The organism is Neobacillus terrae (assembly GCF_011393025.1).
Classification (GTDB): Bacteria; Bacillota; Bacilli; order Bacillales; family Cytobacillaceae; genus Neobacillus_A; species Neobacillus_A terrae.
In genome coordinates this window covers 462,031-488,914 of sequence record NZ_JAAOEO010000001.1, presented here as the reverse complement: position 1 = coordinate 488,914, position 26,884 = coordinate 462,031, and the positions used below count along the sequence as shown (strand labels likewise).

Here is a 26,884-nt window from a genome sequence, read left to right as displayed (position 1 = left end):
GCGTTCGTCCTGAGCCAGGATCAAACTCTCCGATAAAGAGTATGAGTTTAGCTCATAAAGTTACGTTGGCTGATGAATAAATTCATCATGTTATTGTTTGTTTGTTCACGCTTTGTTTGTTTAGTTTTCAAAGAGCAATACTGGATCAGTTCCAAAAGAACTTTTCCATCTTATAATATGTTGCTAGCTTCGTCAACCCCTTAAAAATAAGAAAGTTAATGAATCAGCGACATTTATTATCTTATCATATCTTTTCATAAGTGTCAACTTCTACGAAGAAACTTCGAAAAAAAATAAAAGAAGATAAAATAGTTACTCAAGAGCTGTTAATTATTTATCAACGACGCCTCATCAACGACTCATTTATAATAACACCATCCTTCTACTCTGTCAACTTCTACGAAAATTATTTTTTCACTTCATGACAGCTAAGTAATCATATTACTAAAGCTCGAGGAAGTAAACCAATGGTACCGTGTAAAATAAGGAAACCATATTTAAGTCAATTATTTTTTTATGAATCCACAAAAAAGCGTTAGTAAGTCTAAATATTCCTTGTCCTATTTCCCTCTATCTCTGCATATATTTTTCGTGAGTCGCTTCTATTAGGAGGTAAATATGTTTCATTTAATTGATAAAACAGTTCTGTGGATGGCTTTTTTAAGATTAACGTCAGGCACGATTGAAATTATTGCAGGACTGTTAATGCTGAAGTTTATGGATTTAAATAGGGCTCTCCTAATTAACAGTTCACTTGCATTGATCGGACCCGTTGTATTAATTACTACAACCACAATTGGGTTAATTGGCCTGGTAGATAAGGTTTCCTACACTAAACTTTTATGGGTATTAGTAGGAGTGGGTTTTATCTTTTATGGAATCAGATCTAAATAAAATAGCAGAAAAATAAGAAGAGGGCACTCCGCCCTCTTCTTATTTTTATAGAACCTTTTTTAGATCCAGAACCGTATCGAGTATGTAATCAGCCTGATGCTTTTCGAAATCTTGTCTAGCGTCTTTACCAGACAATCCCGTTAAAACAGCGGCAAAAACAGCGCCCATTCGTCTTGCCGCCAAAAGGTCCGCAAGTGAATCCCCTACCACTAAAATTTCTTTTCCCTCAGTAATGGGAAGTTGTATGTTAAGACACTCCATGGCCGATTTTTCTTTTCCATAATATGATTGAAGATAAGTATAAGGATGTGGCTTGGAAAGAGCTGTTTCAGCTTTTAAATTCCTCTGTGCCCACAATACCTCGTCTGCAGTAATGATATGATTAGGATTAAAGTATTGGCTCCATCCCAAATGTTCAAAAGGTTTTATAGTTTCGAGATTAGGCCGGCCTGTTCCTATTCCAATGGATAACCCTTTACCCAGAAGCCAGGAGAATAGGTCTTTAATCTTCTCAGCAAGAGCAAGTGTTTTTTCATCCTCTAAAAACCCCTTCTTTCCTTTCTGTACAGAAGGTCTTCCTGTTGAAGAAAAAACATTAGCATCACCTACGTACCATTCTTGAGATACATGTTCGCAAACGGACCATAGTTCTCCCTTACTATGGAAAACGTCTGTTTTCACCCCCAATTTCTCTAGCGCTAATTGGTCAAGAAATTTAAAAAGGTTTTCTTTCCCTCCCTCTGATCTCTTAAAGTCTTTATTAAAAAGGGAGAAATCAATCTTGAGTTTATAGTCGTTCAGCTTTTTGCCAATTTCGCATAAAGTTTCGCGGTTTATTTCGCTGCTTAGCCAATTAGATACCTCTTCTGATTCATCCTTTATTTGTGATAGAAGATTAATAAGCTGATGGGCAAATGTCAGATAAATCATATCCCAGTTAGCATTAAGTCCCCTGGACTTAAGGAACTTAAGCACTAGATCTCTTTGAAAAACATTTTCTCGAATTTCGGATACTTCCTCAGTAGTAAGTTTTGTTTTAAATTGATCTGGATTCAATCCTAAATAGTTGCTGCTTAACAGCATTTCCCAAACTGTTAAAGCGGAAGCATCGAAATAATGATCCTCACTTAAGAGAACTCCATCTACATCAAAAAGAATTGTGTTAATCAAAAATCCCAGCCCCTTTTTCAGAAAACTTTTTATTAGTTTAACATGTTAAAGGGAAAGTTTATATCCTTCTTTATTAAAACTTTAATTTCATTAATTCTTGGTAGGACTTCTCCCTTGTTAAATTGTAGGATTGCCAGTTTCTTTTTTCGTTTTTATAAAAGGCCTGTTTTTCTTTTAGTAAATCTCTTAGTCCATGCCACTCCGGATTCTTTTTATAAAGATCGATAAGAGCCTGTGTCCCAGTTTCCGAAAGACTGCTGAGATAATTAACATCGATTTTATCGATTTCTTCGTATCGCTGCAGATTTTCCTTCACTACAATATCGTCCATATTAATGATATTAATTGATGTGTAATAAACCAGGGCAGAAATAAAGTAGAAGTGAAAAAGAGATAAATTAACCATCCATATCCTTACTAGGGTATAAAGGAAAATAATAAAAAGAAAAATCATGAAAGAATGAACAAGAACTCTAGTGAAGGTAAATCCATAGGCTTCTTCGTACATCAGCATACGCAAAAATGCAGAACTTAGAATAACTCCACTTGATAGAACAAGTATGCTTAGCAGAGATTTCATAAATTTTCCTGTTCCTAGTGTTTGCTTTACACAGGATAATACAACTACAGTAAGCGTCAGATTTATAATGGTGACAGTCAGTAACTCAAAAAAGCCACGCCGTGCATACTCTGCGTAAGTAAAGGAACCTTCAAGTGAGCCCCCAAAAAAGTACCTAAACAGGACAGCTACGAACCATAGATAGACCGCGTTAACTAAAACAAGAACAGTCATGGCTATAATTGAATCAAGGTTAACTGGGCTGTTCCCATGGGGTGACTCGGTTATTTGTAGTTTCTTTTTTTGCAATACTTGAAGCAGACCGAAAAATACTAAAGTATAAAAAATGCATATGATTATTCGAAAAAGGTTTTCGGAATCAAAAATATTAAACAGTTCGGGAAGCCTTCCGATAATCCGCTCAAACTGTTTGTCAGCTGATACAAGTAAATTTAAAACAATAAATAGAAGAGGAATAGAAAGACCAATACCAATAAAGACCTTTTTCCAGATATTATATTTTTTTTCGTCTATTCCATTTTTCACAAATTCCCGGCCGGAAAGAAGCCATTGAAAATTATATTTAATAGACTCAATTAATCGAACAATTATAATATAGAGGAAAACAGGACGGCTCCATACCAGATTTTTAGGACTGGTAACTAATACAAGGTGAAAGATAACCAAGATAGGAAGCCCCACGATATTTAAAGTATAAAACACCATGTTGTCATACAAAAAGTATCCTAAAGCTAATAACGATATGCAAAAAAGAAGTAAAGATCCAAGTCTTTGATGTGAGAAAGGAATTTTTCTAAACCGCCAAAAGAACATTGAATAAAACACAGTTATAAATATTGGATAAGAGATGCCAATGCGCCCTCTGAAAAAAGCTTCTTCCGCAAATACCCCAATCGCCATACAGATAATGAAGAAAACCCAATCGTTTTTACCAATTTTCACATCCACAAAAGCAACCTCCTTTTAATTCAACGCAATGTTTTTCCAAATACATAGAAATTCTATGTAGAAATCCAAAAAAAAGCTTATAAAGAAGCTTTTTTTCCCCACGTATATCCGATAAAAGAAACAGGGTATAAAATTAAAGTAAAAAGTATGCAAATAACAATAAATTGTCTGGAAAGTAAGGGAGCAAACCATTCATGCGGAATGACTTTAAAAACAGTCAATGCCATTAAGATTATATTAGGGATAAGGGAAAGTAAAAATGTGATTTTTAAAAGCCTCTTTCCTTTATAACCAAATCCCTTGCCTATCTCATAGCCAAGTAAGACCCAAAAGAATAAGTATATAAATGCAATAACAATTGGGATTGCAGTTATATGACCCCAGATTTCCTTCAGCCAAGTCCATTCATAAAGATTATGAACCAAAGTCAATAGGCTTCCGCCAGTAAAAAAAATGATATTCAGAAAGAAAAATAACCACTTCATTTTACCTGGGGTGACGGAAAGTTCATCTTTCCATATAGCTGCTATTTCCTCGGGACTGCCAAGGCGGTTCTCGATCTGCTTTCTTAATTCATGCTCTTCCTGAAGGTGACTGAATTCAACTAAAAGGTCATCTAAATGCAGTTCATATTCTTTTAATATATGGTTCTTTTCCTGGTGTCTTCCCAGACCTTCACCAAGTTCTGCCAAAAATCTACTCTTCGGCTGTTCCATTTTGCTTTCTCCCCATCACTTTATTCATAACACGAACAAAATCGTGCCATTCACGGGTTCTTTCATCTAGCAGCTCTTTGCCCGCTGAGGTAATGGTGTAATACTTACGAGCCGGGCCTTTTTCCTGCTCTTTCCAATAGCATTCGATATATCCTTGTTTTTCAAGCTTGTGAAGTGCCGGGTAAAGGGTTCCTTCCTTTACACTGAAGTCATTATCACTTCTTTTTTCCAGTTCTTTAACTAACTCATATCCATACATATCCCGCTCATCTAATAGCTGGAGCATAATAAGCGAGGTACTTCCTTTTACTAATTCCCGATTAAACATATGATCACCTACATAGATTTTTTAGGTATATATTTATTTTAAACACTTGGTAAAAAATTGTAAAGGTAAATTTTTAAAATAATAAACAGCACTTTAATTAAATAAATTAAAGTGCTTTACTAATAATTAATATTCCAAAGGGTTTTCGCCATATAATTTCCAAAGCTGCGGGAATTTTTTGCTTAAAACGGATTCTTCCATGTTCCAAACCATTTGAAGGAAGTTTTGGTTAGCCATGGTACCGGCAAGATGCTCGTATAAATCATAATAACTTCCATCATCAAGACCGGTTTTCTCCTCATATGCCCAGGAGGCAGCAAATGTTAATTCTTCCATCTGAGGGATGTCATTTTTTATTTCTTTCAAAAAAGGTATTAAAGATTCAGGATTTTTTATTGCATCCTGATATATTTCCCTCCCTAAGTATAGGAGCCAAGCGCGGAAATATTCAAAACGGTCCTCTGTACAGCCGCCCATAATAATAGTAGCAGCCGCCCATAAATCGGCAGTATAAGATTGTTTCAAGTATCCGTTCAATATAGAATCGAATTTAACGATTTCTTTTATCGGTTTTTTAGATAATTGCAGGACAATCCAGCGAACCTGGTCCATCACTTCTTTTCCCATTTTCTTTGATGTTTTAATCAATTCCCAGAAGGATTCTTCGGTAATAGGACTTGGCTTTACCATTAACCCGTTGAACCTGAGAGGTGTATAACCTTTTTTCATTTTAATTTTGACCAATTTTTCAGCTTCTTTTTTGCAGTAATGGTGGGATTCGAATACCCTGGTTTGAACTGCTTTTGCTGTTCCCGCAATTCCAAAAGAAACGGTATATGTATTGTCCAGTACAAATATCTTCCAGAATTTAACTGAGGATTCACCCTTATATACAAGCAGAGTTTCCATGGCTGTTCAACCCCTCCGTCATTTTCGTTATTATAGATAATTATAAATAATTTCTATTACTAAAAACTATTTTTTCTTTAACATCTTTAGAATAAATGTTTTAAAAATCTCCCTTTGGTTTTAGGAAGAATAGAAAAAGGGGGGGAAATCCCCCTCTGTCTTCTTTTAGAAACGCCCTGATTTTAAGATGGAGTAAATAATCCATATAAACATTAAAAATGCAATAGTAAAACCAATTTCCAAAGCATGAATGCTTGTCATAAAAGAATTTGTACCAAATGTAGCCCCTACGATGAGTCCCAGGACTACAATGCTAAATGCAAGCAAAGTTAAACTGAATGAGACCTGATTGCTGATTCTGTCTATTTTATTAAAAATTTCACCAATTTCTGAGAGTGAAATTTCAACTTTTAAATTTCCTTCAGCCGTTTTATCCACTACATCTTCTATTTTACCAGGAAGCTTAAATAAGGTTTCGGTGAGATTTTCAGTATTTTCAAATAGTCTCTTTCCCATTTTAATTGGATCATATCTTTCCCTTACCAATTGTTCACCATAAGGTTTAGCTAGTGTTAAAAGGTTAAGAGAAGGATCTATTTCAGAAATAATTCCCTCTACTGTAATGAGTGCTTTTCCAAGCATAAGAAAATCCTTTGGTATCCTGATTCTATGTTCCTGTGCAGTTGCAAATAATTCATTTATAGTCATGCCAAAATTCATTTCTCCTAGAGGAACATGACTGTATTTTTTGCTGATTCTTGCTATATCATCATAAAACTTTTTATCATCAACATGAGACGGAACATCAGTTAAGTCATACATAGCTTTAACTACCGTGTCGGTATCCTCATTCATTAAACCGATCATTAATGAAGTGACATCGTATCTCATTTCGTTGGAAAGTCGGCCAATTTGTCCAAAATCAATCAATGCTAATTGCTTCTTAGAATGGTTATACAGCAGATTCCCCGGGTGCGGGTCGCCATGAAAAAAACCTTCTCTTATAATTTGAGTGACAAAAGCTTCGACTAACAAGTCAGCAACATTTCTCTTTTCCTCTTTGGAAAGGTTAGTTTCACCCAGGTCAGTCAATTTAATTCCATCCATACGTTCCATCGTAAGAATGTTCGAAGTGGTATAATCCCAATAAATGTCCGGAACTCTAAAGGAATTATTCCCGTCAAATTGCAGCTGAACCAGCTCTGTGTTTCGAGCTTCCTCCAAATAATCTAATTCATTCTTAACCGATTCTGAAAGTTCCTCTATCATTTCGGTCAAGTGGTAATCCTTAGCCCAGTCATATCTGGTCTCCATTAGGCCAGATAAATCTTTTAAAATTTCAAGATCTGTATATACCGTTTTTCTGATCCCTGGTCTTTGAACCTTGACCATAACCTTCTCACCTGAATGCAGTACAGCTTCATGGACCTGCCCGATAGATGCGGCTCCAATACATTCCTCGTTAAACGAATGGAAAAGTTCATCAACCGGCTTTCCCAGTTCCGCCTTTATTTTTTCCTTTATTTCATTTACAGGAACTGAAGTTACTTCATCCTGAAGCTTTTCTAACTGGCAAAGAATCTCGATTGGCAGCAGATCACTACGAATACTAAGGAGTTGGCCAAGTTTCACAAATGTTGGCCCCAGCTCCTCGAGCAAATCCCTAATTTTTGTTCCCATTTCCTGTGCATTCTCATCAGATAATCCCGTTCTTACCCTGTCTTTGATCGATAACAGGTCGGATAATCCAATATCTTTTATTACAAAGCCATATCCATACTTACCTAAAATGGTAACTATCTCCCTATATCTATTTAATCTTCGCAATCGATCCGTTAACATTCCATCACCTGTTAAAATTCATTATCATCTTTTTCAAGATCAACTACGGGTTTTTCCCCATTTTGAGAATCCTGATAGTCAGTAAGCGGGGTGTTGTCGTTATTCCTTAAGTTTTGTTCTCTTAATATATTTAATTCGTTTCTAACCAAATCAAGTTCTTCCCGGGTCACAAAACCTAAATCCTTTAATTGGTTCCTTATATTGTTTCGAAAATCCTGGTTCCAGCTGTCACTCTTTTCTTGTCCTTTTTTTAAGAACTCGTTAAAAATTGAATCTGCCTCAGTTTGGCTCATCATACCTTTCTGAACAAGTTTTGTTATATTATCCTCGAGTTTTTCTTTTCCCATAATAGCGGCACCGATACCGAGTAAAAACCCATTCTTTAAAAAATCATTCATTTTCGTTCCTCCTTCATTCCTTCGATACTATTCCATACCCAAATGCTATAAAAATTATCCATATTTAGAGAAAACAAAAATAACGGACTCGCCCTCGATGGGTAGTCCGTTAATGTTAAATATATTATCCTGAAAAAGTTAGTATGATCGACTGTATCTTTTCATTTGTGTTTCATGGCACGCATCACAGATAGGAAACTTATGGTCCCATGGCAGCTTTTTTCCACAGCGTTTGCATTTTTTGCTTAAGTGTTTCACATCGGTTTTCAGTCTTTCATGAACCTGGTCACTGAGTTCTTCGCGAACACGCTCCCAATAAACTGCCTCTGTTCGCCTGTCTAAACGATACAGGAAAAGCAGGTGGAGCCCGATTGCTTTATACGAAAGCTCCAGCTCCTCCAGATTTCGCCTTTTAATTTTGGGTTCAGGGATTTCCTGTCTCGAAACAATAGCTAAAATGGTTTCTTCCCATTGCCTAATAAGGGATGGCTCCCTTGAGGAAAAAGGAAGCTGAAGAAAGGAATAGAGGTCCTTTAAAGACAATCTTGCCTCTATTTCGGTATCCCTGATAATTTCATAAAGCTCCCTTTCTTCCGATAACGGTGCCTTCTTTGTTCCCTTAGGACTTTCAAACTTTTTCCACAGGTCAAAAAATGTCCCCATATCTCTGCTGTAGTTTTGAAAACGGTTCAGCATCTCGCCAGTCGGAGTAATCGCAAAGGTTTGAACTGGTTCATCCTCCTGCTCAAGGAGCTGCTTCATTCGTTTAATATCAGCAGTAAAGGCGACCCGGCCTATATCGTAAATTCCTTTCCTTCCCGCTCTCCCAGCTATTTGTTTAACCTCCTGGGAAGTAAGGATTCTTCTTCTAGTTCCATCAAATTTATCATTTTCCAAGAATACAATACGGCGAATCGGCAAATTCAAACCCATACCAATCGCATCAGTTGCTACGATAACAGTCGTTTCACCATCGATAAACTGCTTAATTTGCTTTTTACGAGTTTCCGGCGGCATGCTTCCGTATATCATGCTGGCTGCACGTCCATCCTGCTGCAGTCTGGAAGCAGTCTCCAGAACCCGCTTACGGGAAAAACAGATTAAAGCATCACCCTTTTTTACACGCCCAATTTTAAACTCTTTGGATTCCACCTCCAGCGGCACATCACGGCTGTATTCATTTATTTCTACCTCAACATCTCTTAATAGCTCGTAGAGCATATGTCTGACGTTTCTGCTTCCGATAATATGAACTTCTTTTGCTTTTGCTCTTGTAATGGCCTTATACCATGAATAACCTCTATCTTTATCGGTAATCATTTGTGCTTCATCTATAACGATTACTTCATAAATATCCTTTTCATGAAACATTTCGATTGTACAGGAGATATGGTTTGCATTTTCTGTAACTTTCTCTTCCTCACCAGTTTTTAAAGAACAAGGTGTTCCTTCTTCATTAAGTTTATCGTAAACCTCTAGAGCTAAAAGGCGAAGAGGGGCAAGATAAAGACCACTTTCTGCCAATTTCATTTTTTCAAGCGCATGAAAGGTTTTACCTGTATTCGTTTCACCTAAATGCAAAATATATTTTGTTTGCTGTCCTATTAAAGGTGTATATTCCTGTCCAAAAATATCTTCCAGCATTTGGGCCTCTTCAAGCATTCTTCTTTCCACTTCTGCCTTTTCTTCTGCTTTTCTCTGCTCTCTGGCTGCCACGTCTCTTTCAAAAATCTCCTGATGCTGAGAAGCCTCAAAAGGAATTTCCGCAAGGTTCAATAAATCGGAAACGTATTCCTCATTCAACTCTTTAAAGAAAGCTGCAGACATATCAACTATTGTTTCATTTATTTCATCCTTTATTAATGGCTTGTCTTCATCATCATAGTACCTAAAGCGCTCCTTAACCTTTTCTAAAAGGATATCCGGAACTTCATCATAGAGATAATCAAAAACATACCGCTGATAGATGTCATAATAAGTCTCATATTCAAAATAGCTGCGCCCATAATGATTAGTCCTGTGAATGTCTCCCGTGAGGTCGTCAAAAAAACCGGAGAGAGTCGAATAATCTTTGGGATTAAAAGAGCCTTCTTCCGTAAGTTTTTCCTCAAGAGCAAAAGTATCAATCTGGCGGTATTTAGTTTTTTCGCTAAAATCCTTTTTTAATTTTCCTGCTATAAAATACCGAACACGCAGGTAAAGAAGACCCATATTCTCCTCAATATAATCCTCAATAAATAAAAGAATTTCTTCTTTTGTCCGGCGTCTTTCATCAGCAAGCTGTTCCATTTCAATTCGCTTAAAATAATTTTCTCGAGATTTTTCATATCTTTCCTGCCACTCTTTTTCCCTTCCCGAAAACTTCTCCTCCAGCCAGGCAGAAGCATTAAACGGATTATATTCTCTCATCTCGGTTCGGAACAATTGGTTAATCAGTTTTCTGTTTACGTCTTTTGTTTCTAGCCCTCGTTCGTTTAAGAATAACTTTTTTTCATCACGCGGAATATCATTTGTCACTTTATTGAGCCATACATTGATCCATATCTGACTTATGTATTCCTGCCTTTCCCTTAAATACTGCTCAAAGGAAGGCATTATTTCTTTATCTTCAAGGTACCGCCCCACATCCTGCATCACTTTATTTTTTGTATGCTCGACAGCTAGCGGATATAAGCTTTCTAATTTACCCATGTAATTTTCCCTCATTTTTTAATTCATTACAGTTATTTTCTTCTACTCTTTTTAATTTACACAAAATAAGCGAATAAACATACTAAAGTGAATGCAACTCGAAAATCAGAAATCTTACTTGATGGGCATGCATTTGTTTCAGATAGACTGGTTCAAGGACAAATCTTTGTTCCGTTGCTTGGGATTTGTCCTCGAGAGCGTTTTTTTAGGTTTTATATACAAAAAACCGTCCCAGAACCCTGGGACGGTAATTAAAGCTTTTACATCACTGATATAATGCTTTCTTCTCTATTTCTTTTTCCATGGCGAATGGTTGCCTGTGCTGCTGCAAGGCGAGCAAGCGGTACACGGTAAGGAGAACAACTAACATAATCTAAACCTGTACGGTAACAAAAATCGATAGAATCCTTTTCTCCGCCATGCTCACCACAAATGCCAGTCTTTAACTCAGGTTTTGTCTGGCGGCCAAGTTTCACTCCCATTTCAACAAGAAGGCCAACACCTTCCTGATCCAATACAGCAAAAGGATTTTCAGGGAGAATTTTATCTTCTATATATGTTTGCAGGAACTTTCCTTCGGCATCATCACGGCTGAAACCGAAAGTAGTTTGAGTTAAATCGTTTGTACCAAAGGAGAAAAAGTCTGCTTCTCCCGCAATTTGGTCAGCAGTTAAAGCAGCACGTGGTATTTCAATCATTGTTCCAACGGTGTAAGCTACTTCAACACCTGTTTCTTCCTTAACTTGTCTGCCGGCTTCTATAACCAATTTACGCATATCTCTTAGTTCATTCACATGTCCAACAAGAGGAATCATAATTTCCGGTTTTATTTGCAATCCTTTTTTTAACATTTGTGCAGCAGCATAAAAAATTGCTTTTGCCTGCATTGCGTAGATTTCCGGATGAATCATTCCCAGGCGGCAGCCCCGATGCCCAAGCATTGGATTAAATTCATCAAGCTGACGAACCTTTTTAAGTAATTGTTCTTTTTCTTTTAATTGAGAGGACTGTGGATCAGTAATTTGAAGCTTTGTTACCTCAACGAGAAGCTCCTCTTTATCCGGGAGGAATTCATGAAGAGGAGGATCTAATAAACGGATGGTAACTGGCAGATCCTGCATCGCCTCAAATATTCCTTCAAAGTCCTCCTGCTGCATAGGAAGGAGCTGGTCAAGTGCGGTTATACGTTCTTCGTAATTTTCTGCGAGAATCATCGCTTGAACAATAGGAATACGTTTAGCATCCATAAACATATGTTCAGTTCGGCAAAGGCCAATTCCCCCTGCTCCAAATTCAAAAGCTTTTTTTGAATCCTCGGGGTTATCTGCATTCGCCCGAACACCTAGGTCTCTCTCCTCATCTGCCCATGCTAAAAGCTGCTTGAATTCCGCAGAAAGCTCTGGTTCTATCATCGGAATTTCACCAAGCATAATCTCCCCACTTGCTCCGTCAATGGTAATGATATCCCCATGCTTTACCAGTGTGTCTCCTACACTAAACTGTTTTGAGCGAAGGTCAATTTTTAAGGATTCACATCCACAAATACATGCTTTTCCCATCCCTCTTGCAACTACTGCAGCGTGGCTGGTCATTCCACCGCGGGTCGTTACAACAGCTTGAGCGGCAATAATTCCATGGATATCATCCGGAGTTGTTTCAGGACGTACCAAAATAACTTTTTTTCCTTCGCTTCCTAGTACTTCAGCTTCATCCGCGTCAAAAACCACCTGGCCAGTTGCAGCACCGGGTGAAGCAGGGAGACCTTTGGCAAGCTGCTTTCGTTCATACTTATCATCTATCCTGCGATGAAGAAGCTGATTTAACTGGTCAGGGTCTACTCTTAGAAGGGCTTCTTTTTTATCTATAATTCCTTCTGTGACCATTTCTACTGCTATTCTAATTGCAGCCTGTGCAGTTCTTTTACCTGTACGGGTCTGGAGGATAAATAGCTTACCGCGCTCAACTGTAAATTCGATATCCTGCATATCTCTATAGTGCTGTTCAAGCCGGTCACACGTTTCAGAAAATTGGCTGAAAACTTCCTGCATTTCATTTTTCAATGTACTTATATGCTGTGGAGTTCTAATTCCTGCTACAACATCTTCCCCCTGAGCATTGATTAAGTACTCACCATAAAGTGTTTTTTCACCTGTAGATGGGTCACGTGTAAAAGCAACTCCTGTACCTGAGTCATTACCCATGTTTCCAAACACCATACTTTGAATATTTACAGCTGTACCAAGATGGTCGGGAATTTTATTCAAGCGGCGGTAAACAATCGCCCGCTGGTTGTTCCATGAATTAAATACAGCATCAATTGCAAGGAACAGCTGTTCTTTTGGATCCTGAGGGAATGATTTTCTTGTATGCTTCTTAACAATGCCTTTATAGCCTTCAATGACTTCCTTCCAATCTTCTGCTGTCATTTCAGGATCAGAGGAATAGCCCTTTTGCTCTCTAGTTTCTTCAAGAAGCTGCTCAAAATAGTAAACATCCACATCAAGAACGACATCGGAGAACATTTGGATAAATCTTCGGTAGGAATCATAGGCAAATCTGGCATTCTGCGTTAACTCAGCTATTCCTTCAACAGTCTCGTCATTCATACCTAGGTTCAAAATGGTATCCATCATTCCCGGCATAGAAAAAACAGAACCAGAACGGACAGATACAAGCAGAGGATTAGAAGGATCGCCAAAAGTTTTTCCTGTCTTTTGCTGAAGATTGTTTAGAGATTCGAGAACCTGATCCATAACCTCATTAGGGAGGGTTTTACCAGATTCATAGTAGGCATTGCAGGCTTCTGTTGAAATAGTAAAGCCGAAAGGAACCGGAAGGCCTATATTTGTCATTTCTGCAAGGTTTGCTCCTTTACCTCCCAAAAGTTCTTTCATACCGCTGTTTCCTTCATTGAATAGGTATACATACTTCTTCATGACTGCAGCTCCTCTCATTTTTTAAGAATTTCCAGAATTAACCCTGCTGTCTCTTCTACTGCTTTGTTGGAAACGTTAATAACCGGGCAGCCTACCCGCTTCATAATTTTTTCGGCATAATCCAATTCTTCTAGGATTCTTTCAAAGCTTGCGTAATTGGCACGAGATGTAAGACCAAGAGCCTTTAGCCGTTCTGTACGAATTTCATTCAATTTATCAGGGGAAATAATGAGTCCAACACATTTGCTTCTTGGAATTTCGTAAAGCTCATCAGGTGGAGGGACTTCTGGAACAAGCGGAACATTTGCAACCTTAAATCGCTGATGGGCCAAATACATGGATAAAGGTGTTTTTGATGTCCTTGATACTCCAATTAAGACAATATCAGCCCGAAAAATACCTCTCGTGTCTCGTCCGTCGTCATATTTAACAGCAAATTCAATGGCTTCAACCTTACGAAAATAATCTTCATCAAGTTTTCTCAGTAATCCCGGCTGATGATTCGGCTCTTTGTTGAAACGTTTCATAAAAGCGTCCATTAATGGATTTAACAAATCAACAGCAATAATTCCTTCCTCATTTGCACGCTTATCTAGATATTCCTTCAAAGCAGGAACAACGATCGTATAAGCAATAAGTGAATTGGACTGGCGGGCAATTAAAATAATATCCTCGATGTCTTCAGTATCCTCAACATATGAATTTCTGCGGATATCAACATGGCCCCCGTTAAATTGGGTAGCCACAGCTTTTACTACAAATTCTGCTGTCTCCCCAACAGAATCTGATACAACATATACAACTTCTTTCTGAAACAAGATTTCCCCCACTCCCTTGGCTGCTATCATTCAAACAATTCTAGAAACGCACTGGTAATTGTCGTTTTGGTCACACGGCCTATTAATTCATATGTAGTAGGCATGCTTTCTTTTTCTCTGACTACCGGCAAAGAATCAATATGATTATTGATAAGTTTATTTGCTGCTTCGAGTAATGTTTCTTCCGGAGAAATTGTAACAATATTGGGCATACGCGTCATGATTACATTCACTGGCAAATCATTTAAATTTTTATTACCTATAGCTGCCCGGATTAAATCCTTCCTCGAGATAACACCTGCAAGATTCCCCTCATCATCAACCGCATATAATGTACCTACATCCTCCAAAAAAAGCTGGACAATGGCATCGTAAACAGAAGTTGATTTGCTTATAACAATAGGGAGAGCTTTGAAGTCATTTACTAGCTTAGAAGAATATTTGGCGGCCTTCATTTTTATTGTCTTTTCTGGACTTAAATAATATCCGACCCGTGGTCTGGCCTCTAAAGAACCAGCCATTGTCAAAATAGCAAGATCTGGTCTTAGGGTTGCCCTTGTCAGAGAAAGCTTCTCAGCAATTTCCTTCCCGGGAATCGGCCCTTCCTTTTTAACAATTTGAAGAATTTCTTCCTGGCGTTTTGTTAATTTAATTTTAACCACCACCTTATTCCCCATAAATATGTAATACTATTTCTCTAATTGTGTTATCCTAATTAAGATATAGTATATAACATTAAAACTTAAAACGGAACAATAAGCTTACCTTTTTTTAAAAAAAATATAACATTATAAGATTTGGACACAAAAAAAAGGAAGTTGAGTAAATTCGAATCTTCACCAAAGAAGGGTGAAGCTCGCTTTCCGCTTCAATCAATAAAGCGACACAAAATTAAACCAATAAATACAAGTGAAGCCTTTAGATTTTTAAAGATGTTAAAAATTCTCACCATGTTTTTTCAAGGAAAAAATATTTTCGGAAGTTAGAATTGAAAGGATATGGGGGTTTTTGCAAGCAATTACTTGGCAAAAAAACCGGCTCAAGGACCGGTTTTTCGTTTATATAAAGTATAGTTCGGAGGATAAGTTATCTATCACATTGGCATCTAAATCTACATATTCCAGTAATAAAATATATTTTTCTGTCTTATCATTGATTGAATCCACTAGCTCACTTTCAAGCACATCGTCTGAAGCAATATCCAAAATCATTTCACAAATAGAATCATTGTAGTGATTTGAAACCTGGATAACAGGGACAGCGGGGAAAATAAGCGGATTATATTCTTTGGCATTGGTAACAACCGTCATGTTTTCCGGTTGAAACCCTTCTGAAAGTAAATGGTCTATGGCATATTCAGTTTGCTTAACTGATTGAAATATCCCTGCAATTGTATTCCTCATAATGCCGCTCCTTTTAGGAATCCTTTTGATGCTAATTTTTACCCGCATCTTTTTCTGCCTAAACTAATCCCTAAGGAAGCAATTATTGGTAATTATTTTACAAATCACAAAAGAGTGATTTTATGTTAGACTTGGCTCTTAATTTTCACTTCATTTGCTTGTATTCCTCTTCAATCTATATCCAGTACAAAGTCAACAATGAAACTTACAACCAACTCGATATAGCAGAACCTACAAATCCAGTGACAATTGTTCACTGACAAAGTTATCACCTTTTTTGTTGGCCCTACCTGACTTTTTCGCGTTAATGGTTTCATCTTTTTTATAACTTTTTAATATCTCTTTAATTCGCTTGTTTTCTTTTGCGACATCTATAATGGGTGATGGGTATCCCAATTGATAAAAGCCCGGGAACCGCCATGGTTCATGAATATACTCGGCTGGAAGATTTTTAAGCTCTTGAACATTACGCTTAATAAAGCTGCCATCTCTATCAATTTCTTTTCCGACTTTAATAGGATCCAATATTTTAATTGACTTTTTATCCAGAATTCCAGAAAGCAGTTTCATTTGATAAAAATGGATGGCAGGTTCATAATCAAGCAGCAGATTAGCGAATCGAATGGAAAAGCTATACCAATCTAGTAATAAGGTATTCACAGCAAAGGATGCTACAAGAACTCGCGAATAAAAAGGAAGCCAGCCTGTTTTCTCCAAATTTCTCATCAAAGAATCTATAATAGGTATCCCTGTTTTGCCCTTAAAAAGAAGTTCGAGCTTATGGTCATCTTTCGCTCGTATTTGATCAAAGTTTAAATCGGTCGTAGCATTTATTTTACTATTTTTCTTCGATAAAATATCCATTGTATAACTTCGTATAAACAGATTGTCTAAAAAGGCATTAAGCTGAACCTTTGAATTTTCATCATTTAAGCTTTTTATGTGCTCTTCGGTTTTCTGAGCAGCAGTTCTTAAGGAGATATTACCCCATGTCAAATAAGGGGAAATTCTGCTGGATGAAAACGATGACTGTATAGGCTTTTTGTAATTTTCCAGATAACGTTCATGCCTTTCGTCCAGAAAAGAGGTCAAAGAATCAAAAGCACCGCTCTCTCCTCCTAATTGGTCATACCTAATTTTGCTGCCTTTAATTTTTATCATTTCAAGATGTTTTAAACCCATAAAGAAAGGGTCATTATAATCCTTCACAAAGCGAATATTTTTGGGAGTTTCCAAAGGGGCCTCACTTATAAAAGCCTCCCACCATTTTCTGTACTTTGTTTTCGTTAATATTTCCTTTTCTATTGGGAAATCAGTGAACTCGTATATGGGCATTTGATTGGCTGCCATCCAATCTCTTATTCTTTTATTACGTTCCTCTAAAAATGGAGTACCAGTTTCAGTATTGAAATACAACCCAAAAAATCCGTAATCCTTTTTAAACTTCTCGAGTACCTCTTCCATTTCTCCTTCTGTGATAATTAAACTCCCACCAACATTATTCAGGCTTTTTTCTAAATCTCCCAGGCTTTCTAAAATAAATTGAAAGTGTCTTGCCGAAAAGTCCTCTTGTTTCCATCTGGATGGTTCAACAACATAAAGAGGCAAAACGTCTCCTTGCTTTGATGCCTCATAAAGGGGTTTGTGATCCGATATTCTTAGATCGCGGCTGTACCAGACAATATTCATCTCAGTCCCCTTCCTTTCAGCAGCATTTTCACACATAAGCAAATAGCGATCGTCGGTGCTTTATCCTATTAAAGGTTCAGCTCCAGCATAACCGGGCAATGATCGCTGCCCATAATATCACAATGGAGCTGGGAATCAATTAAAGAATCTGATAGTCTTTCAGAGACAATAAAATAGTCAATACGCCACCCAATATTTCGTTCCCTTACCTTGCTCATATAGCTCCACCAGGTATATGCACCTTCTTTTTCAGGATAAAAGTGCCTAAAGGTGTCAATAAACCCAGTCCCAAGCAAATCTGTCATTTTTCCTCGTTCTTCATCCGTAAAGCCTGAGTTACCCTTATTTGTTTTTGGATTTTTTAAATCAATTTCGTTATGGGCAACATTCAAGTCACCGCAAAGAACAACAGGCTTTCGCGTATCCAAATCAGCAAGATACTGTCTTAAATGATCTTCCCATTCAAGGCGGAAGTTGATTCTTGCAAGATCTCTTTGTGAATTTGGAGTATATACATTTACTAGATAAAAGTTATCAAATTCAAGTGTAAGTACCCTGCCTTCCAAGTCTGGAGTATCCTCTCCCATACCGCGTTTCCAGGAGAGAGGTTTTTCCTTTGAAAAAACCGCCGTCCCGGAATAACCCTTTTTCTCTGCATAATTCCAAAATAGATGATAGCCTTTAATTTCCAAATCAACCTGGCCTTCCTGGAGCTTAATTTCCTGCAGGCAAAAAATATCAGCATCCATATGTGAAAAATAATCCATAAAGCCCTTTTTTAAACAGGCCCTTAAACCATTTACATTCCAAGATACAATCTTCATTTTCTTCTCCTCTTAAATACCCATTTCTTTCTTTAGTAAATTTATATTGCCCTCATGAAATTTTTTCATAATCCTGGGAAAAGGATAATGATCCAAAACTGAATAAGTTTCCAGCTCTTTATTTTCAGTCATTAACTGACGGGTTTTAGTAATATAATCTTTTGATTCTCTTATTCTTTTCTCAATTTCTTTAGAATCACCTGTTGCTGATCCATGTCCAGGTATCAAAAGCTGTATTCTATGTTGTTTTACTATTTTTTCTGCTATTTCAAGAGTTTTTTCGTAATCCGTGCTGCTCGAATAAATATAGGGAAATTCAATATCCGACAGATAGTCCCCCGCAATCCATATGCCAAGTGGTTCAATTAACGTAAAAATCCCATCATTTGTATGCCCGTTTGCGATATAAAAAGTAAGAGTGTATTTACCGAGCTTTAACGTTTGCTTATTTTTTTCAACTTTATAATCAATTTCCGGATAAGCAATTTCATAGTTTCTTTTTAAATAGTAGGAATCGTCAAACTCCCTTATTTGTTCAAGAATGGCTTCTTTTTCAGTATTCCCAATCATATTGGCACCTCCAATGACTTTGGCATTTGGAAAAGCTTTATACCCAATAATATGGTCATAGTCGGAATGAGTAAAAAGCAAATAAAAAGGTTTATCTCCTTTTTTTTCATCGGTATATCTGCGGATGTATTCCACTTCCTCCGGAAGCCAGCATGGATCAGCAGCAAGTATAAAGTCTTCCGTTTCAATTACTGTGGAGTTTGTCTGAAAAAGTGAACTCTGTATTACTACTGTATGGTTATCTTTATATAAAATCATACGCTTCCCTCTCCCGTACTCTTTTCTTTATTTTAACGGAAAGATTGTCCATTTGCTTACTTTTTGGCTAGTAAAACAAAAGCTCCAGGCGGAAATCTTCCGCTTGGAGCTTTTGTTGGTTAATAGGAAATTCTAATTACTTTTTAAAACATCCTCAATTCTTGCTAACTCTTCATTTGAAAAATCAAGATTACTAAGTGCCGCAACGTTCTCCTCAATCTGGCTTACTTTGCTTGCACCAATAAGAACAGACGTTACTTTTCCGCCTCTCAGAACCCAAGAAAGAGCCATCTGAGAAAGGCTTTGTCCACGCTCTGCTGCTATCTCATTTAATTTTTGAACACGGTTGATAACATCCGATGTCACATGTTCTTCTTTTAGAAATCCAGTTGACTTTGCAGCGCGCGAATCTGCTGGAATGCCTGTTAAGTATTTATTCGTTAACAGTCCTTGTGCTAACGGACTAAAAGCAATTGAACCCACGCCATTTTCCGCCAGCACATCTTGCAAACCATCCTCTATCCATCTATTAAACATAGAATAGCTTGGCTGATGAATTAATAATGGAGTGCCAAGTTGTTTTAAGATTTTAATGGCTTCTGCTGTTTGCTCTGCATTGTAATTAGAAATTCCCACATATAAAGCTTTACCCTGTCGTACAATCGAATCTAATGCTGCCATCGTTTCCTCCAGCGGCGTTTCAGGGTCAGGACGATGAGAGTAAAAAATATCTACATAATCCAGCCCCATGCGTTTGAGGCTTTGGTCAAGACTTGAAATTAAATTCTTTCTAGAGCCCCACTCTCCGTATGGACCCGGCCACATATAGTATCCCGCTTTAGTTGAGATAATCATCTCATCACGATATGGAGCAAAGTCTGATTTTAAAATCTGTCCGAACATTTCTTCAGCAGAACCAGCAGGAGGACCGTAATTATTCGCAAGGTCAAAATGAGTAATTCCTAGGTCAAAGGCTCTTCTTAACATTGCCCGGCCATTTTCAACGGTATCGACACCGCCAAAGTTATGCCAAAGCCCTAAGGAAACGGCAGGAAGACGCAGTCCTGAACGACCGCTTCGGTTATATTTCATAGTTTTGTAACGATTTGATTCAGCTTGATATACCATTTTACACTCTCCCTCTAATTTGTTGTTCTTTCATTTGCAGCCAAGGCTGCAGGATTGGGTCTGTTTTTTTCAGCCAATATCAGAAACAATAATCCTGCCCCAGCAAAGATTGTATAAAATATAATCAGAGTTCCATAGCTAAATATCTCTGAAATAATCCCGAATAGTAAAAATCCAAGTGTTGATCCAATTGAAGTGGTATTCATATAAAGTGTTGTTGCTGTTCCCTGGGCTTCCGGAATAAAATCCTGAAAATAGGAGATGGCTATACCGCCAGTTATTGAAACCTGTGCGGCACTTAATAGCTGAAGCGGATAAATTTGCCATGGCTCTTTAACAAAGCTAAATAATAAGAAGTAAACAAAGGCAGTACCAAAGCCAATTTTTATCAATTTGCCATTATCAATTTTTGTTGCCCAAATTCCAATCAAAATCATTAATGGTACCTCAAAAACCGGGGGAACACTAAAAACCATTCCTACATCCATCTCAGTTCCGTGTAAAACCTTTGTGACAAACTGAGGGACGTTCAGCATATGAATAGAGGTAGCCGAGGATAGCAAGAAAGCCGCCGCAAGAAAAGCAAATATTTGAGGCCTTTTTACATATTTTCCTACTGATAGCGGGGGAGTCTTTACAATGGTAACTTGTTGAGCAGACAAATCCTTTAATAGAAAAGTAATTGTCAAGAATACAAGTAAATATCCAGAAGCAACAAATAAAAAAAGTCCCTTAAAACCAATCAATTGCAGCAGCCATGCACCAAGTGCAGGCCCTACAGTCCATGCGAGTGCAAAAAACATCCTGAAAATATTCATTATAAAGGGCGTGTCTGTACTTGGTATATTCGCTTGTTTAAGTGCATCCCTCGCATAGGCCCATAATTGAGGAACAGCGGCGCCGGTAACCCCTAGGATAAAAAAACCGGTTAACGCTAATGTATAGTAATTCCTTAAATAAGCATATAAAGTGTATCCTACTATCCCTGCAAAGGTTGCAAGAACCATGATTTTTTTCCTGCTTAAACTCGTATCAGACAATTTTGCTACATAACTGCTAATTGTTACTCCGCCTAGGGCCGTAATTGTCATAAAGATTCCAAACCCAACATTGCTCATACCTACTTCATCTATTCCAAAAAGAGAAGAAAAAGGCGCAAAAAAGGATGAGGAGAGCCCAAGAATAAAATTTATTAAAAACAGCACCGGAAAAGAGGGTATCTTCCAGACAAATAGCACTCTTTCTCTTGCGGCTGTAATAGCCTTATTTTTCATTCCAATCATCAGTCCAATCAAGAGGTATTATTCTAATGTTTTTAACTCTGTTAAACTGTTATTCACTTGAATCAGTTCCCTTTCCACAGACTAACCGCCAAGTCTTTTTGGTTTGTCAGCCAGTTTCCGCAGTCCATTAAAAATTTGGGACATTAAACAAGGCTATTTTTTAAGAAGTTTACATACTATTCTATAATAATACCTTACTTAAATAATCATAATAATTTATAACTATCGATTTTCGGTTCTCGTGGTCAATGGTAAGTACTCATAGTCCATAAAAAGCATCATCATAAGGCTTACCAATATGATCAGGAGCTTTTGAACTAAAGTAATTAAAATTTGATTCAAGTTCAATAATTTCCCCTAGGTGTTTCTCTGAAAGTACCTCTATTAAGGCAAAAAAACTCTATTAAGCTTATGTTTTGTGAGGGCAGAAGTCCTATTCTTTTTCAATTGCGAGATTTATAACCTCTTTTCCCTTAGCAAAAGTTATCACATATTATTATAAACCTATTTTTAAGTTTATCTAATCATATATTCAAAAAAGTATAGACAAATTTTTATTCAAAAAAAATTTATCCCACATTAAGGGATAAATGCTGGGAGTTTTGAAGCTTCCAATACGGTCCTTTTTTATCTATTAATTCCTCATGTGAACCTTCTTCCACTATTCTTCCTTTATCAATAAATAAAATTCGAGTAGCACTCTGAATGGTTGAAAGTCTATGAGCGATAATAAAGGAAGTTCGGTCTTTTAATAATGTTTCCAATCCTTTTTGAAGTGCAAGCTCCGTCTCCGTATCAATTGATGATGTTGCTTCATCTAAAATAAGAATTTTTGGGTTTGCCAATAACGCTCTCGCAAACGATATTAGCTGCCTTTGCCCAGTGGAAAGTCTGGTTCCTCTTTCATTTACCTCTGTTTGATAACCATCTTTTAGTTCTTTAATAAATTCGTGAGCTTGAACTGCTATTGATGCTTTTATAACTTCCTCATCCGTAGCATCGAGTCTGCCGTAGCGAATATTTTCCATAATGGTACCAGAAAAGATAAATGGATCTTGAAGCATAACACCCATTTGTTTGCGTAAAGATGGAATGGTTACAGTTGAAATATCGACATCATCAATTTTAATCTGACCGCTATTAATATCATAAAAACGGCTTATTAAACTAACAATGGTCGTCTTTCCTGAACCCGTTGCACCAACAAGAGCAATTGTATCTCCCGGGTTTACCTTAAAGTTGATATTATTGAGGATTGTTTCCTCCTCATACCCAAAATCAACATGGTCAAACACTACTTTTCCTTTGATTTCCTTAAGTTCAATTGCATTGGGGCTGCTCAAAACTGTCGGCTTCTCATCCATCATCTCAAAGATTCTTTCTAAATAAGCCATGGCATTAATAATTGCATTATAGAAGTTGCCTATATTCGCAAGCGGAGCCCAAAACATCCAGATATATCCCACAAACGCAACCAGTGCCCCTACTGTCACTCCATGTCCAATAGAAGAAATACCAACCACATAAATGAGTGAAACAGTGAGAACCGATATATTTTCAATGGAAGGCCACAATAAAAATTGAATATACACAGCCTTCATCCATGATTTTCGATAACCTCCGGATACTTCTGAGAAAATCTTCTTGTTTTCCTCTTCACGGGCGCATGCCTGGGTTACTTTGATTCCATTAATACTTTCATGTATATAAGCATTCATATTTGACTGCTTATTACTCAAGTCCTGCCAAGCCTTTCGCTGTGCATTCTTAATGAAGAATATAACCGCAGCAAGCACTGGAAAACCAGCCATAGCGAGTAAGGTGAGTTTACTATCAATGGAAAGCATAAATCCAAAAATGACGATTAAGCTGAATATGTCTGTAATTAAGTTAATTAGACCGTTAGAAAGGAGGTCACTTAAGGAATTAACATAATTCACAACACGGACTAAGATTTTTCCATGTGGTCTGCTATCGTAAAATGAAAATGAAAGCTTTTGCAGGTGGCTAAATAAATCTTCCCTTAACTTTTTAATGACACTCTGGCCAATTTCCGACATCATTCTGATTCTATATTTCATACAGATTCCGGTCACTACCAGTGCCACTAGATATATCCCGGCCAACAGAAAAAGACCCGTAATATTCTCGTTTGGAATTTCTTTATCGATAGCCTGTTTAATTAAATAAGGACCAATTAGATTCGCACCACTGGCGATCAGCATAATGAAAACCGTTAGTATTATTTTAGATTTATAGGGCTTAAGGTAAGCAAATAACCTCTTTAAATGAGAAAAGCTAAATGGGGTCTCCAGTTCTTCATCAACGTTAAATTTATTTCGGGCCATCTTATATCACTTCCTGACCATGGAGCTTGTGATCAAAGTTTCCATACTGATTCTTGTAAACATTAAAATAGTAGCCTTTTTTCTTAAGTAGCTCTTCATGTTTTCCTCTTTCAATAATCTTGCCGTTGTTCATAACTAAAATTAAATCAGCCTCTTTTACAGAGGAAATCCGGTGAGCAATGATAAAACAGCTCTTATTTTGCTGAATTGATTTTAATGTAGTTTGAATCTTAACCTCAGTTTCCATATCGACAGCTAAAGTGGTGTCGTCGAGAATAAGTATCGCCGGGTCTTTCAAAATGGCACGTGCAAGCGCAATACGCTGACGCTGTCCACCAGAGAGGCCAACACCCCTCTCTCCAACGATTGTTTCATAGCCTTCGGGGAGACCCGCAATAAAGTCATGAGCCTCTGCCATTTTTGCAGCAGACTGAACAGTTTCAAGCGAAGCATAAGGATTTCCGTAGGCAATATTTCCCTCAATCGTATCGGAAAACAGAAATATATCCTGCATAACCATTGCCATGCCTTCCCGTAACTTATGAAGGTCCCATTCCTTGACATTAACCCCGTCTACTTTCACATCCCCACTGTCTGCATCATAAAATCTGCTTAGCAGATTGACCAGAGTAGACTTTCCGGCACCCGTTGGTCCTATGATTGCGAGTGTTTGGCCCGGCTTTATTTTAAACCTAATATCTTTAAGAACAGGACCGTCTCCATAGCTAAAATTAACATGATCAAATTCTACAATCCCCTTGAATCTTTTGATGTCAATGATTTGTCCCTGATTTTTTATCTTTGGTTTTGTAATAAACAGGTCCTCAACCTTTTCTGCGGAGGCAATAAAACGCTGAACATCGTTTAGTAACCAGCCAGCCATCCGCATTGGGTTGCTTAAAGCCCAAATTAAGGAGTTGAAGGTAACTAACTCACCAAAAGTGAGCGAACCGCGGATAACCATTATTCCGCCAACCAGAATCATTACAACAGTTAATACACCTGCAAGTGAATCAAGAACAGGTAAATACTTCTCCCAAATTTTAGCGGATTCAAGGTTTTTAACTTTAAATGCCTCATTTTCTACAGAAAACTTTTCAATTTCATAGTCTTCCTTTGCGAATGCCTTAACTACCCGATTGCCGCTAATGTTTTCCTGAACAACGGAATTCAACCGGGCAAATTGATTTCTTATTTCAGTAAAAGTGGGGCGAACTGCATAGGTTAACTTGTAAGCAAAAAATCCAATAACTGGAGTAACCACCAACATCGCCAATGCTAATGGCGGATGAATATAAAACATAAAGCATACGGCAAAGATTAAAATCATCGCGTTTTCAAATATCATATATATAGTCCAGGCCGTGAAGTGCCGGACAGCCTCAAGGTCACCAGTCATTCTTGCCATGATATCGCCTGTTTTGGTCTGGTCATAAAAACTAAAATCCAGCTGATGAAGACGACCGTACAAATGCTCTCTCATGGTAAAAATCACATTCTGTGAAAGTTTTTCAAACATCATTTGATAACCATAACGGACTGCTGTCCTGATAAATGTGAAACCAATCATAAGTAGAAGCAGTTTCCATAAGAGGTTCTTTTGATGTCCATACATGACCTTATCGACTATTTTTCCTGCCAAATAGGGGTTTAGCATATTCATTGCTGAAACAACCAATGCCAGTAAGAGTCCTAATATTATTCTGGTCCTGTACTTTCTAAGATATCCCCAGGCCCAATGTAAGCTATGCATAATCTGCGCCTCCTTCCTAAGCATAAATAAATAATATTTCGGTTTCCGTCTTATTATGTTTGTTTTTCCAAAGATAGCCTTTTTGAAATTTAGTTATTTTTTATAGAAGTTCTGTAACTGCTGCTTCAATGTTTGAAGGCGCTGACATTCCCGTTATATTACAGGCCCTCATTCTATAAAAACCAGGTGCCTTCAGAAGGTGAAGAATCTTTAAAGGGCTCGAATGGAACAGAATCTTCTATTATATCCTCTGCAATAGTCATCCATGGTCCATCGATATCATCAGAACGCTCTAAAATATATTTTTCTGCACCAGCAGCTCCTCTCCAGCTAATCTTTTCTGGAGTTTTAATAGATAATAGAATGCGAGCTTCTGAGACTTCTATTACAGGAAGCTCGATTTTTCTGATCCGATAGGCTGATTCTCATTCCCTTTTCTTTTTATTTTTTGGCATTACCAGCTGGCAATGGAAAAAGAAGCAGGTCAATTTAATCTTTTATTTCATTTTTATAAATTTACCTTATAAATCTTATTTCCTTTTGGCGGTGAGAAATGATGTGTTTTAATTAATAACAATTTAATATAATGTTAGTAGTGAATCATCTGAGTTAATAAGAACAAAATGAAAGTAGAGGTATTTTTATGGAAGATATATTGGTTAATGGCTTGAAACTAAAAAATATTAAAATCAGCGAAGTAGGCGGCTATAACGGTATAGATATTCATTTTACTTTTCAGGACAATGATTATCTTTTTATGATTGCTAAAACAAATCCCCTAATGCCCTTAAATATACTTCATCAATTTAAAGAAAATGGTTTATGCCCGCTATGTAAAAGAACGATTTACCAATATCCTATTGGCAGCCAGCCATGCATGGAGTTTAAAAAAATGGATAAATTGCTTTTAGAAAAGTTCAAAGCATACTTGCCTGCCTTGTAATGGGATCAAAAGTCATTAAACAATACGGAACTTTTATAATTAGAAAAAATGCTAATCTACCTTATATTGCTATAAATATTAGAAAAAAGGTGGGGCAATTTAAATTAATTGCCTTTATTGAAATTCTAAAGGGTATTGTTCGCTGCTTTCCTTATAAATATATCTTTTTACCTATCTTATTTGTAATCAGTTTCATATTTTTATTGGGTTCCGTTTTTCTTTTCCCTACTATTGTCCAATATAAGGCAACCACTCGCGTATTCCTTAAGAATTTGCTTTTCTTGTCAATAAGCTATTTCCTTATTTCAATACTCAGTTGTGTTTTAATCATTTGAAAATTCTTTTATTCTTTTTATCTTTCCATTGTCAGCACTGTTTATTTTTAATATAAGTGCTTATTGTATTTACTTTTTATTTAATATTGCTTTTAAAAAGATAAATCAGGTTAAGGCTTC

21 protein-coding genes are annotated in these 26,884 nt (G+C 37.1%); 2 read left to right on the top strand and 19 right to left on the bottom strand.

The genetic code is table 11. The features are described 5' to 3' along the window. Window positions 1-618: 618 nt before the first annotated feature. Complete coding sequence (locus G8761_RS02475; RefSeq protein ID WP_166023272.1) at window positions 619-894, top strand: YqhV family protein; 276 nt, start codon at window positions 619-621, stop codon at window positions 892-894. 45 nt (window positions 895-939) lie between these two features. Here G8761_RS02475 and G8761_RS02470 read toward each other — a convergent pair whose 3' ends face one another. The 19 genes from G8761_RS02470 to G8761_RS02380 all read right to left on the bottom strand — a co-directional run bounded on the left by G8761_RS02470 (window position 940) and on the right by G8761_RS02380 (window position 25,486). Further along, window positions 940-2,064, bottom strand: a complete 1,125-nt coding sequence (locus G8761_RS02470; protein ID WP_166023270.1) for an HAD family hydrolase — start codon at window positions 2,062-2,064, stop codon at window positions 940-942. Between the two features lie 73 nt (window positions 2,065-2,137). Then, window positions 2,138-3,592 (bottom strand): DUF4153 domain-containing protein, encoded by a 1,455-nt coding sequence (locus G8761_RS02465; protein ID WP_166023268.1) that lies wholly within the window; start codon window positions 3,590-3,592, stop codon window positions 2,138-2,140. Window positions 3,593-3,669: 77 nt separating this feature from the next. Continuing rightward, window positions 3,670-4,308, bottom strand: coding sequence for an HAAS signaling domain-containing protein (locus G8761_RS02460; protein WP_166023266.1), 639 nt, complete (start codon window positions 4,306-4,308; stop codon window positions 3,670-3,672). Further along, window positions 4,289-4,636: a PadR family transcriptional regulator gene (locus G8761_RS02455; protein WP_166023264.1), complete on the bottom strand. Its 348-nt coding sequence runs from the start codon at window positions 4,634-4,636 to the stop codon at window positions 4,289-4,291. Before G8761_RS02455 ends, G8761_RS02460 begins: the two co-directional genes overlap by 20 nt. 126 nt (window positions 4,637-4,762) lie before the next feature. After that, a complete protein-coding gene (locus G8761_RS02450) occupies window positions 4,763-5,545 on the bottom strand; it encodes a DUF4240 domain-containing protein (protein WP_166023262.1) in 783 nt (260 codons plus the stop codon). Window positions 5,546-5,710: 165 nt separating this feature from the next. After that, window positions 5,711-7,387: an ABC1 kinase family protein gene (locus G8761_RS02445; protein WP_166023260.1), complete on the bottom strand. Its 1,677-nt coding sequence runs from the start codon at window positions 7,385-7,387 to the stop codon at window positions 5,711-5,713. 11 nt (window positions 7,388-7,398) lie between these two features. After that, window positions 7,399-7,785, bottom strand: coding sequence for a phasin family protein (locus G8761_RS02440; RefSeq protein WP_166023258.1), 387 nt, complete (start codon window positions 7,783-7,785; stop codon window positions 7,399-7,401). Between the two features lie 138 nt (window positions 7,786-7,923). Then, complete coding sequence (locus G8761_RS02435; protein ID WP_166023256.1) at window positions 7,924-10,476, bottom strand: DEAD/DEAH box helicase; 2,553 nt, start codon at window positions 10,474-10,476, stop codon at window positions 7,924-7,926. A 260-nt stretch (window positions 10,477-10,736) separates the two neighbouring features. Then, complete coding sequence (ppdK, locus tag G8761_RS02430) at window positions 10,737-13,412, bottom strand: pyruvate, phosphate dikinase (protein ID WP_166023254.1); 2,676 nt, start codon at window positions 13,410-13,412, stop codon at window positions 10,737-10,739. 14 nt (window positions 13,413-13,426) lie between these two features. Next, on the bottom strand, window positions 13,427-14,230 hold the full coding sequence (locus tag G8761_RS02425) for a pyruvate, water dikinase regulatory protein (protein WP_166023252.1): 804 nt from the start codon (window positions 14,228-14,230) through the stop codon (window positions 13,427-13,429). Between the two features lie 26 nt (window positions 14,231-14,256). Further along, the gene (gene ccpN / locus G8761_RS02420) at window positions 14,257-14,907 is read right to left on the bottom strand and encodes a transcriptional regulator CcpN (RefSeq protein ID WP_166023250.1); all 651 of its coding nucleotides are present in this window, start codon (window positions 14,905-14,907) and stop codon (window positions 14,257-14,259) included. A gap of 381 nt (window positions 14,908-15,288) precedes the next feature. Beyond that, window positions 15,289-15,633 carry a hypothetical protein gene (locus G8761_RS02415; RefSeq protein WP_166023248.1) on the bottom strand — a complete coding sequence of 115 codons (345 nt, stop codon included), beginning with the start codon at window positions 15,631-15,633 and terminating at the stop codon, window positions 15,289-15,291. Window positions 15,634-15,864: 231 nt separating this feature from the next. Then, the gene (locus tag G8761_RS02410) at window positions 15,865-17,322 is read right to left on the bottom strand and encodes an FAD-binding domain-containing protein (RefSeq protein WP_166023246.1); all 1,458 of its coding nucleotides are present in this window, start codon (window positions 17,320-17,322) and stop codon (window positions 15,865-15,867) included. Window positions 17,323-17,390: 68 nt separating this feature from the next. Further along, entirely contained in the window at window positions 17,391-18,146 is a 756-nt protein-coding gene (locus G8761_RS02405) for an exodeoxyribonuclease III (protein ID WP_166023243.1), read from the bottom strand. A 12-nt stretch (window positions 18,147-18,158) separates the two neighbouring features. Further along, window positions 18,159-18,974, bottom strand: coding sequence for an MBL fold metallo-hydrolase (locus G8761_RS02400; RefSeq protein WP_166023241.1), 816 nt, complete (start codon window positions 18,972-18,974; stop codon window positions 18,159-18,161). 132 nt (window positions 18,975-19,106) lie between these two features. After that, window positions 19,107-20,102: an L-glyceraldehyde 3-phosphate reductase gene (gene mgrA, locus G8761_RS02395; RefSeq protein ID WP_166023239.1), complete on the bottom strand. Its 996-nt coding sequence runs from the start codon at window positions 20,100-20,102 to the stop codon at window positions 19,107-19,109. A 14-nt stretch (window positions 20,103-20,116) separates the two neighbouring features. Next, window positions 20,117-21,397: a sugar efflux transporter gene (locus G8761_RS02390; RefSeq protein WP_166023237.1), complete on the bottom strand. Its 1,281-nt coding sequence runs from the start codon at window positions 21,395-21,397 to the stop codon at window positions 20,117-20,119. A gap of 557 nt (window positions 21,398-21,954) precedes the next feature. Then, window positions 21,955-23,733: an ABC transporter ATP-binding protein gene (locus G8761_RS02385; RefSeq protein ID WP_166023235.1), complete on the bottom strand. Its 1,779-nt coding sequence runs from the start codon at window positions 23,731-23,733 to the stop codon at window positions 21,955-21,957. A gap of 1 nt (window position 23,734) precedes the next feature. Further along, the gene (locus tag G8761_RS02380) at window positions 23,735-25,486 is read right to left on the bottom strand and encodes an ABC transporter ATP-binding protein (protein ID WP_166023233.1); all 1,752 of its coding nucleotides are present in this window, start codon (window positions 25,484-25,486) and stop codon (window positions 23,735-23,737) included. A gap of 643 nt (window positions 25,487-26,129) precedes the next feature. Between G8761_RS02380 and G8761_RS02375 the strand changes: the two genes are divergently transcribed. Further along, complete coding sequence (locus G8761_RS02375; protein ID WP_166023231.1) at window positions 26,130-26,429, top strand: hypothetical protein; 300 nt, start codon at window positions 26,130-26,132, stop codon at window positions 26,427-26,429. Window positions 26,430-26,884 lie beyond the last annotated feature (455 nt).

Bases quoted from the DNA above. Each gene is read 5' to 3' on its own strand.
- G8761_RS02475 (WP_166023272.1), top strand. From the start codon at position 619: ATGTTTCATTTAATTGATAAAACAGTTCTGTGGATGGCTTTTTTAAGA.
- G8761_RS02460 (WP_166023266.1), bottom strand. From the start codon at position 4,308: ATGGAACAGCCGAAGAGTAGATTTTTGGCAGAACTTGGTGAAGGTCTG.
- G8761_RS02455 (WP_166023264.1), bottom strand. From the start codon at position 4,636: ATGTTTAATCGGGAATTAGTAAAAGGAAGTACCTCGCTTATTATGCTC.
- G8761_RS02450 (WP_166023262.1), bottom strand. From the start codon at position 5,545: ATGGAAACTCTGCTTGTATATAAGGGTGAATCCTCAGTTAAATTCTGG.
- G8761_RS02445 (WP_166023260.1), bottom strand. From the start codon at position 7,387: ATGTTAACGGATCGATTGCGAAGATTAAATAGATATAGGGAGATAGTT.
- G8761_RS02440 (WP_166023258.1), bottom strand. From the start codon at position 7,785: ATGAATGATTTTTTAAAGAATGGGTTTTTACTCGGTATCGGTGCCGCT.
- G8761_RS02435 (WP_166023256.1), bottom strand. From the start codon at position 10,476: ATGGGTAAATTAGAAAGCTTATATCCGCTAGCTGTCGAGCATACAAAA.
- ppdK (WP_166023254.1), bottom strand. From the start codon at position 13,412: ATGAAGAAGTATGTATACCTATTCAATGAAGGAAACAGCGGTATGAAA.
- ccpN (WP_166023250.1), bottom strand. From the start codon at position 14,907: ATGGGGAATAAGGTGGTGGTTAAAATTAAATTAACAAAACGCCAGGAA.
- G8761_RS02415 (WP_166023248.1), bottom strand. From the start codon at position 15,633: ATGAGGAATACAATTGCAGGGATATTTCAATCAGTTAAGCAAACTGAA.
- G8761_RS02410 (WP_166023246.1), bottom strand. From the start codon at position 17,322: ATGAATATTGTCTGGTACAGCCGCGATCTAAGAATATCGGATCACAAA.
- G8761_RS02405 (WP_166023243.1), bottom strand. From the start codon at position 18,146: ATGAAGATTGTATCTTGGAATGTAAATGGTTTAAGGGCCTGTTTAAAA.
- G8761_RS02400 (WP_166023241.1), bottom strand. From the start codon at position 18,974: ATGATTTTATATAAAGATAACCATACAGTAGTAATACAGAGTTCACTT.
- mgrA (WP_166023239.1), bottom strand. From the start codon at position 20,102: ATGGTATATCAAGCTGAATCAAATCGTTACAAAACTATGAAATATAAC.
- G8761_RS02385 (WP_166023235.1), bottom strand. From the start codon at position 23,733: ATGGCCCGAAATAAATTTAACGTTGATGAAGAACTGGAGACCCCATTT.
- G8761_RS02380 (WP_166023233.1), bottom strand. From the start codon at position 25,486: ATGCATAGCTTACATTGGGCCTGGGGATATCTTAGAAAGTACAGGACC.
- G8761_RS02375 (WP_166023231.1), top strand. From the start codon at position 26,130: ATGGAAGATATATTGGTTAATGGCTTGAAACTAAAAAATATTAAAATC.